7 protein-coding genes are annotated in these 13,352 nt (G+C 42.5%); 2 read left to right on the forward strand and 5 right to left on the reverse strand.

Going from position 1 to position 13,352, the window contains the following annotated elements; all coding sequences use genetic code 11:
- Positions 1–11: 11 nt before the first annotated feature.
- Positions 12–2,219, reverse strand: coding sequence for a PD-(D/E)XK nuclease family protein (locus HUN01_RS05390; protein WP_181930404.1), 2,208 nt, complete (start codon positions 2,217–2,219; stop codon positions 12–14).
- 87 nt (positions 2,220–2,306) lie between these two features.
- On the opposite strand from HUN01_RS05390, the gene HUN01_RS05395 reads away from it, so the two are divergent.
- Positions 2,307–3,653 carry a proton extrusion protein PcxA gene (locus HUN01_RS05395; RefSeq protein ID WP_181930405.1) on the forward strand — a complete coding sequence of 449 codons (1,347 nt, stop codon included), beginning with the start codon at positions 2,307–2,309 and terminating at the stop codon, positions 3,651–3,653.
- A gap of 132 nt (positions 3,654–3,785) precedes the next feature.
- A complete protein-coding gene (gene mltA, locus HUN01_RS05400) occupies positions 3,786–5,069 on the forward strand; it encodes a murein transglycosylase A (RefSeq protein WP_181930406.1) in 1,284 nt (427 codons plus the stop codon).
- A gap of 147 nt (positions 5,070–5,216) precedes the next feature.
- Here mltA and HUN01_RS05405 read toward each other — a convergent pair whose 3' ends face one another.
- The 4 genes from HUN01_RS05405 to HUN01_RS05425 form a co-directional block, all read right to left on the reverse strand.
- Positions 5,217–5,450 (reverse strand): DUF3134 domain-containing protein, encoded by a 234-nt coding sequence (locus HUN01_RS05405; protein WP_069074137.1) that lies wholly within the window; start codon positions 5,448–5,450, stop codon positions 5,217–5,219.
- A gap of 172 nt (positions 5,451–5,622) precedes the next feature.
- Complete coding sequence (locus tag HUN01_RS05410) at positions 5,623–6,051, reverse strand: hypothetical protein (protein ID WP_181930407.1); 429 nt, start codon at positions 6,049–6,051, stop codon at positions 5,623–5,625.
- Positions 6,052–6,770: 719 nt separating this feature from the next.
- Entirely contained in the window at positions 6,771–10,817 is a 4,047-nt protein-coding gene (locus HUN01_RS05420) for a beta strand repeat-containing protein (RefSeq protein ID WP_238846013.1), read from the reverse strand.
- A gap of 418 nt (positions 10,818–11,235) precedes the next feature.
- Positions 11,236–12,672, reverse strand: a complete 1,437-nt coding sequence (locus tag HUN01_RS05425; RefSeq protein WP_181930408.1) for a substrate-binding domain-containing protein — start codon at positions 12,670–12,672, stop codon at positions 11,236–11,238.
- Positions 12,673–13,352 lie beyond the last annotated feature (680 nt).

Consider the following 13,352-nt stretch of genomic DNA (forward strand, 5'->3'; position numbering starts at 1 on the left):
GCTTGAGCTATTCAATTAACATTAGCCTCAGAAATAACCGTTACACAAGCATTCACTAAGGGTAACAGTGGCCCTATTTGTTCTTGTCCATTCACGGCTAAATCGCTGTGACACAAATAAACTCTCTCGGATACACGAGAGAGTAAATCTGTCAAAATTCTTCGCAGTCGTTGTTCTTCTGCCAATTTCTCATCTTCTGCTGTCCAGGGTTCGCCTAACCTGTCTCGGAGGAAAAACGGCGCACCGAATAACGTCGCTGCACCACCTTTGGCCCATAGAGGTGAACCAGCATCTAGCCAAAAATGCCACTGGTGCGATCGCCGACTAGATCGATATTGAAATATAGTTGCTAAGGTGACGGCTTTTCTCGCTCCACCAATGGGACGCACGGGGTAAGGGTTGGCGGTGATAGTACCACGTCGCAGTAATTGAATAAATTCGATAATAGTTGTATGAGGCGTTGTCTCAACTGGGGCAATTTGTCGTAGTCTGGTGTCAATTTCCCAGTAATGTTGAGCGGTTTCTAATAATTCTCGCAGTGCTGCTAGTTGTTCGTAAGGAAGATTGCTACCATTCCACAAAAAGCGCTGAATTGCTCTGTCTAAGAGGGAAATGGGACTGGGAATTAACCGCAATTCTTGTTGCGATCGCTGCTGTTCTAACCACTGTAATATGTCATTATAGGCTGTGGTTGCTGCATAGCCGATTCGATCCCAACGCTCGAAGGCTGATACTGGTAACAAGTTGGGGCGATCGGGATGCGGTACAAAGCAGTAATCTGCAATCAAACCAGCACGTACCGGATCAATTTGAGTGCTGAGTGCTGAGTGCTGAGTGCTGAGTGAAGAGTTAGGAGTGAGGAGTGAGGAGTTTTCTGGTGGTTGTTGTTTCCTGCTTAATACAACCAGCATTTCTGCGACGGCATCCCGATCTACAAGGCGTCCCAAGCCGGGATAAACTAGTGCCAGCATGGTGAGTAAGGCGCGAATGACGGGTGAACTAATTAGGGGACGTTGGTCATTCAGCGATTCTACTGGGATATTTTGTTTGATGAGGATTTCTACTAGAGTATAACGAGCGATCGCATCTAAACCTGGTGCAATAATCGCCACTTCTTCTGGTTGCACTTGCTTTGATTGAATGGCATTAGCAATTACCTCGGCTGTTTGCCGCAATAATTGGGCGCGGGAGGTGGTTTGAATTGAATGCACAATCTCAGGTAAACTCAACAGTATCATCGGTTCTGTGACTAATTCCACCATCTGTTCAGTGAGTTGCTCACCAAGAGACTCTGGAGGCGGCCCGGTCAAGATTTCTACCCGACAACGCTCTGCTAAACCTTCTAGATAGTTGGGATCTGCTCCCAATCCCAATCGCACTGCACCATCGGGATTATAACTAAAGGCCCCGATTGCGCCTTGATCTAACAGCAACTCAAACAAAAGACGCGCTACGCTAGGATAATCATCGACATCATCTGCCAGTACCGCCTGGTAGCGTTTAGTTAGGTGCTGTTGGTAATTGCGATCGCTTAATAAATATTGACTATAGAGTTCGGTAATAATGCCATAAGTTAGTAACCCCCTTTCTAAACACCAGTTACGCCAATCTAGCAGCAAAGATGCCAAAAATTCCGGCTCTAAAGTTGTAGTATTTTCCCCCAGACCCTTTGCCAAAATCTGGGCAATATCTTCGCAAGGAGTACCACTATAAGCTGCTAATTGCAATAAATCTAGGATGCGACGCACCAGGCGAGACTCATTCACTCCCGCAATTCGTAAAATTTCTTCGTCTAATTGGGGACGCCAGAGTTTGGTTGCTAATTCTTGTTCCGTTTCTGGCCGCAATCGTACCGGAAACTGTGCTTTCAGGTTCAATGAGTTAATTAGCAACGGCCAAAATAAAATAACTTCATCCTGAAAAAAACCTAGTGGCGTCTTGGCACGAACCGGATATTTTCCCAAGGTAGATGTAACAATTATGTCTCCTAACTCTCGACGATTGTCATCATTGGCAGCTAAGACTAAAACTCCCGGCTCTGTTTGTTTAAGATATAAAAATTCGGGTACATGACCACTTTTTTTACGACCTGTTTTTTTAGTATAAAATGATTCAGCGTATTTATTCTCAGGTTCTAACCAATTACAAAATTGCTCTACCAAACGAGCCGTCTTACCACTACGGCTAGTGCCAACAATCCAAACCGAATGAGAAACCACAAACTTTCTCCTTTTAGATTTGCTAGTATACCTCGTGCGTTAACTTAAGGTTAAGAATCACCAAATAATGCTGGATGATTGTCTGCAATGAAAAACTCTGTTTTTAGTCAAAAAATCTATTCTTTCTTACTTGCTACTTATCGATGGTACTTACAGACTCCTGAACGTTCTTTACATGAAGCTTACGATGCAGCATTAAAGATTAAGGAAATAGAAGATAAGCATTTCAATGGTAATAAAATAGACATTGACTCAGCCATGTACAGTAATAGCGTGATGGATTATTTTGAGTCAGACCTTAAGAAGCTATTAAAAATTGTCAGGATGCGGTTGACGGAGTTTAGAGCAAGCCGTTGGTTTCTAAATGAAGAGAATCAAAAAGCTGCTCAGAAAGCAGATATACAGCATCTAAGTCCTTCTTTGGTTTTGGAAAAGCTCAACTTCATCGATCAAGTTACATCCAAATACACAAATATTTCCGATCAAACAACTTCTAAAGCTTTAGTAGTTCGGCCTCCAAACATAGCAGCTAACTCTGTAATATCTGACGATGATTCGCTGCTCGTAAATACTCCAACGTTACCACCAAAAATACCAAATAGAGACTCGGATAAAAAACCTAAATCAAAGCTGAAAGCTGATACAATGGGCGTTTTACCCCGCTCTATTTTAAGTACTATCAGTCGTCTGCAAGTTGAATTAGACCCTAACTCTGAACAAGATGTAATTCAGACTTTTCGTCAGACTCAAAGAAGAACAATAATATCTATCAGGTTTATTTTACTATTAATTATCATACCACTTTTGACACATCAGATAGCAAAAGCTTTCGTAGTAGGCCCAATTATTGACCGATTTAGAAGCAGTGAGCAAATGCAGATATTCCTTAATTCCGAAATGGAAGAGGAAGCCCTGGTCGAATTACAAAGATTTGAAGAAAGGCTCAAGTTTGAAAATCTGATTATCAAAGCCCCTCCACTGTTGCCTGAACAGATAGAAACTGAAATGAAAAATAAGGCTAGAGAGATTTCTGAAGAATTTCGTCGCGAAAGCTCTAATGCTATCAAAAATGTTTTTGCAGATGTTTTCTCGGTGGTTGCTTTTATCTGGCTTTTGCTTGTCAGCAAGTCTTCTATTGCTGTGATCAAAGATTTCTTTGATCATATTGTCTATGGACTTAGTGATAGTGCTAAGGCATTTATCATCATTTTGTTTACTGATATATTTGTAGGATTCCACTCTCCTCATGGCTGGGAAGTCCTCCTAGAAGGTGTATCACGCCATTGGGGATTACCAGCAAATAGAGATTTTATCTTCTTATTCATTGCTACATTTCCAGTGATTTTAGATACCATTTTCAAATATTGGATTTTCCGCTATTTGAACCGGATATCGCCTTCCGCAGTTGCTACTTACCGTAATATGAATGAATAAGGGATTGGGCATGGGGCATGGGGCATTGGGCATTGGGAAAACATTTTGGTGGTGTAAAACAAGTAAATTAGTTTTAATTTGTGATTTTTGAATTAGAGGAAAGTGGGATAATATCAAAGATTTTGAATTTTGATGAAAAAGACACTTGCTGGTTTAGGAAAATTTAACAAAATTATTGCCATCAACTTACCTGTGTTTTTGTCAATTTTGCTGGTGCGGATGCAATCTTTGGCATATTGGGAACTCAGTCCGCCAGAATGTAGGGTGAAAAAGTGGGATATACCAGTCTCCTTGACTGCTGAAAATCAAAATGCATTTCTCCAAAAGCAAAAATCACCATTGATTCAGAGACTACCAGTTACTTGTTGTCAAGGTGATAGCTCTTGTTTGGATGAAGTACTCTATGGAGAAATACCAGAGAAAAAGGCACTATTGAGTGCGATCGCACGCAGTCTCCAATATCTGCAAACAGCTAATGCGGCGGCTGCTTATCAAAACTATCAGGTGGCTGGGATTACGCGCGATCGCGTCTTAAAAAGTTTGCAAAGATTCCGCGAACTTCTATTAAAAACTAATTCTGCAACAGAATTACATCAAGCCATCGAGCGGGAATTTGTTCTTTACCAGTCAGTGGGTACAGATAACAAAGGTGCTGTTTTATTCACCGCCTATTATGAGCCACTTTACGCAGCCAGTCGCATCCCCACAGCAGAATATCGCTATCCTGTTTATCGCTTACCTCCTGATTTAAACTCCTGGCCTAGGCCTCATCCGACACGTGAAGACTTAGAAGGAGCAGATGGTTTACAAGGTGCAAAAGGGAAATTGCGAGGATTAGAGTTGTTTTGGTTTCGCGATCGCCTTGAACCATATTTAGCTCAGATTCAAGGTTCGGCGCGAATTCAGCTTCCCGATGGTACTCAGACAACAATCGGCTATGCGGGTAATATCGCTTATAACTACAAAAGCATTGGGCGAGAATTAATCAATGATGGCAAATTACCACTAGAAGGTGTAACTATGCCAACTATTCTCGACTATTTCCAAAAGCATCCCCAAGAATTAAATATTTATATTCCGCGCGATCGCAGCTTTGTTTTTTTTCAAGAAAATCACGGTGAGCCAGCCCAAGGTTCTATCAATGTACCATTAACAGCAGAGCGTTCTATTGCTACAGATAAATCTCTCATGCCCCCTGGCGCTTTAGCGTTGATTCGCGCTTCTATTCCTTTTGTTAATCCTACCGGAAAAATGGAGGAGCAGATTATTAGCCGCTATGTTCTTGACCAAGACGCTGGAGGTGCAATTAAAGGTGCAGGTAGAGTAGATTATTTTTTAGGTACTGGGAAAATAGCAGGCGATCGCGCGGGTGTTACAGTTGGCAATGGACAATTATTTTATTTATTACTTAAGTGAAATCGGCGGTTACAAACCTCGTCAAGACAGGGTTTTACCCACATACGCAGATTACAAACACTTAATTTTTCCTTAGTCCGCGGAGGCGGACTTTGTTTGTGTAGCCTCGGTTTATAACCGCCCTAGCTCTAAAATTGGGCTAATCTGCTAGGCTTCTAAATCCATTTCAGTATCATCATCGTCATGATCATAAGGAATATCGTCAAGGTCTATCATTTCTGAAATTTCTTCTACTTCAGTTAGATACTCAGATTCTTGATGTTCACGCTCGATTAGACGACCAGTTGACTTTAACCATTCCAAAAGAATAAATTCATTACTTGTACGAATTACAGGCGCTCGTTGGTTACGAGGTTCTTCACGCAAAGGACTTGTAGGCATAAAAAAAACTCACTTTGAATTACAGTTTACCGTGCAAAAACATCAAAATTGCACATTCGGGTTAAAAGTCTTGTATGAACCATTGAGTTTTTAATCTCAAGTCTGTCTAGTTACCTACCATTAAAATATCTCCGCATCAGTTCTAATCATAAATGTTCAAGCGGACGCGATCTTACAAAGCATTTGGTAGCTTGACGAGAGTTTCATACATATCAGAGGGTAATGCAGACAATCTGTTCGCTACTGCGACTGCATCAGCTAAGTTGCTAAATTGACACCGGACAATCTCTTGTCCATTTCCTGAAGGGAATCGCTTCCTAGCTTTGTTAGATACAGCACAAATAATCGCTAAAGCTTTGGCAAACCCATCTTTTGTCAATATTGTTTCTTTCGCAAACCCTTCAACAGGGATAAGGCACACCTCAAACCGATAGCCTGGCCTGGGAGAAACCGCTATGTCGATATAGGGTTTATCTTCTTTCCTGATTCGGCGTAAATATTTGGCTGTCAAATTAGTATCATGCAAATCAGTCCCAAGGGCATAAGTAAAGAAACAATCTTCTGTAAGGGACTCAGGACGGGTAATTATATCCGTTGGCATAAGTTCAAATAGTATCCTTATGTTGTCTGGGTTTGTGACACGCTATACTTGTCCATTCTTCTTAGCACATTTTTTTTGACAGTTAGATGTATTAGTGTCAAGCGACGTATTCCAATACACTTCGGCTAACCAAAATTCCAATTTTTGGAATGCTGAAGACTCTGATCTATAAGGGTCTTATACCAATTCTCTGTAAACTCGTACTTAATAATTGCTTCTTCTCTCTTGTCTAGGATATGTTGCGCCTCGCCTTCGCATAGTGTCTCCTAGAGAAGGCAGTTTGTTAAATAAAAAAGACCCGTTATAGGTCGTCATTTTCAACCTCATGAGGTCTTATTGGGTAGATTAGCAATATAAACCGACATAAAACACCTCCAGAATCAAAGGCTGTAGAGATTTAGATTCGGAGAGGCGTCCATATAGTTCAGTCACATGACCGAAAATATTTCTCAACATATCTAATCATAACATAGTTGGCAGTTGAACTTTTTCAACTATTTTGAACGATACATATCTGGTAGCTAAGAAGATTATGGTTGTATTAAACTACGACTTTTAGATAAACAAATATTATTACTAAGTAATAATATTTACTAAAAATCATAATAGTTCAAGGATAAATGATGACTGCGATCGCATCATCTTCTAAAGTAGGGTGGATACCAATTGGACTTTAAGAGCGGAGCCGGAAAAACTCCGACTCCAGTGAGAATTTTTACTTAGATAATACTCAAATTAGCTCGGACAATAACATCATTAAAATCTTTGTCACCCCCACCTGCTAAATCCTCAAAGCCAAAAGTGTTATTTCCTAACAGACGAATATGATCTACTTTGTCAGCATTAGCACCCAAAAATGAGAAGTAAACTGCTGGATCATTGTTAGAATTGCTATCTAAAATCGCATCAGGTCTGCCATTGATGATAATGAATGGTGCAAAGATAGAACCAGGCTCAAAAGTGCCAGTAGAAGTTGCCGTACCTTGGTCGTTCACCGATAAATCAATTCCTGCAACGCGCTGACGGACTGCGGCTTGGGCATAACCAGCTTGTCCAACAAGAATATCTGCCTGACCATCGCCGTTGGTGTCAATACCACCATTTTCATCAGCTACTTTATAGAATCCAACAAAATTGTTGAATTCAGCTTCTCGGTTAACAACAAAGATAGCTGCCACTTCTTGTTCAACATCTCGTAAGTCAATCAATTCTCCTTGTGGCTGACCTTGTAAACTTGTACCCAAAGGTAACGGGTCATTTGTAGGCTGAATTGTTACTACCAGATTCTGAAAATCATTAGTGCTATTACCAGAACCATCCTTCCAAGCTAAAGAGAATGCATTGTTATCTAAACTAGTAATCTTTTGGTTGGAGGGATCAGAAAATAGTACATCAGTGATTGGAGTGATATTACTGAGCACATTTTCCGTTGTACTGTTTTTGACTAAATAAAATCTCAGGTTAGTATCAGATGGGAACTCTAATAAACCATTTAGAGGACTGTTGCTGAACCCATTGGGTGGGTCGGCAATAGCTGAGAGAATTACCTGTCCTTCTTCTAAAGCTTTGCGGGCATAACCTGCTTCACCTGGAGCAATACCGTCAATTTTACCTGTAGCATCATCAACAGTATACACACCGAATTCATTCACCAGGTTAGAATTGCTGCCTGCGATCGCGACTTTGAGTGTTACCGTATCATCGTCACCTTTGATATTAAAGACATCATTACCACTGTTTGCCAGTTGTAGTTGTAGTTCTGGTTGTGGCTGCGGTTGTGGCTGCGGTTCTGGCTGTGGTTCTGGCTGTGGTTCTGGTTCTGGTTCTGGTTCTGGTTCTGGTTCTGGTTCTGGTTCTGGTTCTGGTTGTGGAGTACCAAAGATTACATAGGTTTGCCCGGCTCCCAAGGAGGCACCAGGTGCGCCAACAAGCAAATCGTCTGCACCATCGTCGTTGATATCTCCAGCAGCGCTGACTGAAATACCTAAGGAGTCAGTACCATTAATACCGTTGATGGCAAAGCCCTGGCTCTCGTCAAGGTTGGAGAGGTCAAGGTTGGCATCAAAGGCATCACTACTACCAAAGACCACATAGCTCTGCCCCGCACCCGATAAGGCAAAAGGTGCACCAATAATCAGGTCAGCGATATCGTCATCGTTGACATCCCCAGCCGCACTAACTGAGTAGCCTGCGACATCATTCCCATTAATACCCTTGATGGCAAAGCCGTTACTGCCATCTAGACTAGACAGGTCAACATTGGCACTAAAAGCGTCACTCCTACCAAATACCACATAGCTCTCTCCAGCACCAGAAACGGCATTGTACGCACCGATGATTAGGTCGTCGATGTCATCATTATTAACGTCTCCGGCATTGCTAACTGAAGCACCTGAGAAATCACTGGCATTGCCGTTGATGGCAAAACCGTTGCTGCCGTTGAGGTTAGATAGGTCGAAGCTAGCACTAAAGGCACTAGTGCTGCCAAACACTACGTAGCTTTTTCCTGTACCTGGTGCGCCAATTATGAGGTCGTCAATACCATCATTGTTAATGTCTCCAGCGCTGCTGACTGATGTCCCTGAGGAGTCTGTGCCAATGCCGTTAATGACAAAGCCGTTATTGCCATTGAGGCTAGCAAGGTCGAAGCTGGCACTAAAGGCACTAGTGCTGCCAAACACTACGTAGCTCTGTCCCCCACCCGATAAGGCACTGGATGCGCCAATTATGAGGTCGTCAATACCATCATTGTTTATATCCCCAGCATTGCTGATTGACTTGCCTGAGGAGTCTGAGATGCCATCTGAGTTAACGCCATTAATGCCGTTAATGGCAAAGCCGTTGCTGCCATCTAGGCTAGAGAGGTCAAGGCTGGCACTCAAGCTGTTGCCACCAAAGACTACGTAACTCTGCCCTGCACCCAGTAAAGCACCTGGTGCGCCAATTATTAGGTCGTCGATGTTGTCGCCGTTGATGTCTCCAGCATTGCTGACTGATGTGCCTGAGGAGTTAGTTGCACTACCGTTGATGGCAAAGCCATTGCTACCGTCTAGAGATGAGAGGTCGAGGTTGGTATTGAAAGCGTTAGTGCTGCCAAATACTACGTAGCTCTGTCCTCCACCGGAAGCGGCAAAAGGTGCGCCGATAATTAGGTCGTCAATGCCGTCACTGTTGATGTCCCCAGCATTGCTGACTGATGTGCCTGATGAGTCATTGGCATTGATACCGTTGATGCTAAAGCCGTTGCTACCATCTAGGTTAGAGAGGTTGAATATAACTTGTGGCTGTGGTTGTGGTTCTGGTTGTGGTTGTGGTTCTGGCTGTGGTTGTGGTTCTGGTTCTGGTTGTGGAGTACCAAAGATCACATAGGTTTGCCCGGCTCCCAAGGAAGCACCAGGTGCGCCAACAAGCAAATCGTCTGCACCATCGTCGTTGATATCTCCAGCAGCGCTGACTGAAATACCTAAGGAGTCAGTACCATTAATACCGTTGATGGCAAAGCCCTGGCTCTCGTCAAGGTTGGAGAGGTCAAGGTTGGCATTAAAGGCATCACTACTACCAAAGACCACATAGCTCTGCCCCGCACCCGATAAGGCAAAAGGTGCACCAATAATCAGGTCAGCGATATCGTCGTCGTTGACATCCCCAGCCGCACTAACTGAGTAGCCTGAGACATCATTCCCATTAATACCCTTGATGGCAAAGCCGTTGCTGCCATCTAGACTAGACAGGTCAACATTGGCACTAAAAGCGTCACTCCTACCAAATACCACATAGCTCTCTCCAGCACCAGAAACGGCATTGTACGCACCGATGATTAGGTCGTCGATGTCATCATTATTAACGTCTCCGGCATTGCTAACTGAAGCACCTGAGAAATCACTGGCATTGCCGTTGATGGCAAAACCGTTGCTGCCGTTGAGGTTAGATAGGTCGAAGCTAGCACTAAAGGCACTAGTGCTGCCAAACACTACGTAGCTTTTTCCTGTACCTGGTGCGCCAATTATGAGGTCGTCAATACCATCATTGTTAATGTCTCCAGCGCTGCTGACTGATGTCCCTGAGGAGTCTGTGCCAATGCCGTTAATGGCAAAGCCGTTATTGCCATTGAGGCTAGCAAGGTCGAAGCTGGCACTAAAGGCACTAGTGCTGCCAAACACTACGTAGCTCTGTCCCCCACCCGATAAGGCACTGGATGCGCCAATTATGAGGTCGTCAATACCATCATTGTTGATATCCCCAGCATTGCTGACTGACTTGCCTGAGGAGTCTGAGATGCCATCTGAGTTAACGCCATTAATGCCGTTAATGGCAAAGCCGTTGCTGCCATCTAGGCTAGAGAGGTCAAGGCTGGCACTCAAGCTGTTGCCACCAAAGACTACGTAACTCTGCCCTGCACCCAGTAAAGCACCTGGTGCGCCAATTATTAGGTCGTCGATGTTGTCGCCGTTGATGTCTCCAGCATTGCTGACTGATGTGCCTGAGGAGTTAGTTGCACTACCGTTGATGGCAAAGCCATTGCTACCGTCTAGAGATGAGAGGTCGAGGTTGGTATTGAAAGCGTTAGTACTGCCAAATACTACGTAGCTCTGTCCTCCACCGGAAGCGGCAAAAGGTGCGCCGATAATTAGGTCGTCAATGCCGTCACTGTTGATGTCCCCAGCATTGCTGACTGATGTGCCTGATGAGTCATTGGCATTGATACCGTTGATGCTAAAGCCGTTGCTGCCATCTAGGTTAGAGAGGTTGAGTAATATATCAGCCATGATTTTCTTTTATGTTTGTTGTTAGCAATGGAGTATTGTGTAAAATTTTTAAACAAATAACATTAGTATTAGTTAAAATGTAGGTTAAGCCGATTAATTATAAATATTTGGTGTTTTTATCATATGTGTTCACAAGTAGCCGTGTAGCACAAATATCTTAATATTTAGCAGATAAATAAATGGGCTTAAGACCTGTAGAAAATCTATAGATTTAGTGCAAAATAATTAGTGGTAAGTCTGACTGCCAAACTTTTTTATTTTGAATTGTTAATTCTGATTAAATGATCTGTCAATCCTAAATCATTGCCTCAATAAAACCCCAGGATGTTAAATATAATCCTGGGGTATAACCTTCATATCCTTACCAAGAGATTTATAAATCTAAAGGAGGCAAGAGCGGTTAACTCCAAAAGTCGTATTAAGGTTGAAAAACACCATCCACGTAAGTATTAACAACATTTCGAGACAGAGTTTTAATGGCATCGGGAAGAGGAGCATATCCACGAGCTGTAGCTATAGAGTTCGGGTTGATTGTCACATCTGTTCCACTAGCAGGAACAGGTGGTACTCCTAAAGCCCAGTTGATATGCGCTTTAATAGCATTTGCTATGCTAACGTTTGCGTATTTGTCATAAAATAGAAGGTAAGGTGCTGAAACAATTGGATAAGCAGTTGTACCTGTTGGATCAATAACTTGCAGTCTAATCCGCCGAGGACTTGAATCTACATCAGTTGCACCCACAAAAGCAGCTGAAATTGAAGTTGATGCAACAGCAGTATAATTACCTGCTCTGTTACGTAAGACTGCGGCAGGCAGACTTCTAGCTAAACGTGTAGCGCTGTCCACATAACCAATTGCACCACTATTGGATGTGATTGCAGTGGCTACACCTCCACCTCCTGATGCAGATAGGAAAGTAGTTGGCCAAACAACTGTATTGGCTGGTGGTGTTGGGGGCACAGTGCCTGCAACACTTATGCTACCCACTCCTCTACTCCATACAGCAGCTGCTGGAAGCCCTGGAGTGCCAGTAGTTTTACACGCAGTATTGAGATGAGTGCTTAAAACAAAAGTACTACCACTATTGTCACTACGACGTACAAATCTGAGGGGTAAGTTGGCTGCAATTATTGCGCCGCCGTTATCATTTCTAATTCTAATATCGTTCCAATTTGTAAGGGTGCCGTTCAAAATAGCACAGTAAGTTGGTCGTGAAAGCCTAAGTCCAGCTGCTGGTACAGTAAGACCAGTACGGTTGAAAGCTAAGGTGATTCCGACACCTACTACAGGCACTTGAACGTATTTGGCAGCGTCTGCGGTAGTACCACCTGCATTGTTAGGTCCGCCACTAACTCTTTCTGTTCCTGCTACGGGGTCGTCACTAGCCGCAAAAGAGACTGGGCGTAGGATAGTAAGATTGTTAAGAGCTGGTGTGCCAGTTGGTACTGGTGGTGGGGTTTGAGTGAAAAAAGCTGTTAAACCTGCGCCACTACCAACAGGAGCATATCTGAATGTGGAAACTGTATTGAGTGGGCCATAACTTCCATTTGGAAATCCGGCTAGGGCTGGGGGTACATTGTTATTGAGGGATGGAGGATTTCCAACACCGAAAACGTTAAACCATGAGCCTTTAGGGGAAAAAGGATAGGCAGTTCCTGTACCTACAAACAAAGTATTTACAGTGCTTGCACCCGCTCCATTTACGGAGATTGCTGGTGCAACAGCAGGAGATGTAGCATTCTGAGCTACAGATTTATGAGTAGCAGATTGACCCACTACTAAACTAATTGTAATGGCAAGTACAGAAATTGAACTTGTCAAATTTTTCGATTGGTGATCGCGATAAAAATCCATGTCAAGCTCCTTTAAGTTAAGTTCCGATTCAACACCCTATCAAATCAAAATCAAGTGCCAAACTAGCTATTGTAAATAAGCCTCTTTAAGCACAATAAATTGGCATAAAAAAGCTATCAGCAAATCAATAGTTTGCACTAAGCGCTGAATAACATAGAGGAAATTAAAGGCAAAATCATAAAGTATAGAGAGGCAATTAAGCTATTCCTAATCCACTCTATAAAATGATTATTTGCTAGTTAAAACTCTACATCTCAAGGTAAGTTTGTATAAATAAACATTCAGTGGCTTTAGTCTGAGACAATGGCTAACAGGTACTATGAATCATCCCTAAATTGCCAATCTCAGTCTTTTTTTAAGCCATGTTTAATTTTACCCACTTACCTTAATTTGGAATGGCAATTTAATCCAAATCCCAAAAACCACTTTCTTAAATGTAGATGCGCAACAGTTTTGCACTAACTACTACTAATTATGAAGTAAAGAAAGTAAGGATTTCATGGATTTTTTGGATTGCTATGTCTAATAACGGTTAAATTTTGCCAACGAAATCAACAGTATACTATTAAAGTAAAGCTTTAGTCATGATTCCATTATGGAATGATTAAAAAACTTAAATAAATTTCTGTAATTTAGATGTGCCTGAAAAGCAGTTTTTGTGGTGTTTTTTATTACTCCTG

The sequence above is a fragment of the Nostoc edaphicum CCNP1411 genome, assembly GCF_014023275.1.
In the GTDB taxonomy this organism is placed as follows: domain Bacteria; phylum Cyanobacteriota; class Cyanobacteriia; order Cyanobacteriales; family Nostocaceae; genus Nostoc; species Nostoc edaphicum_A.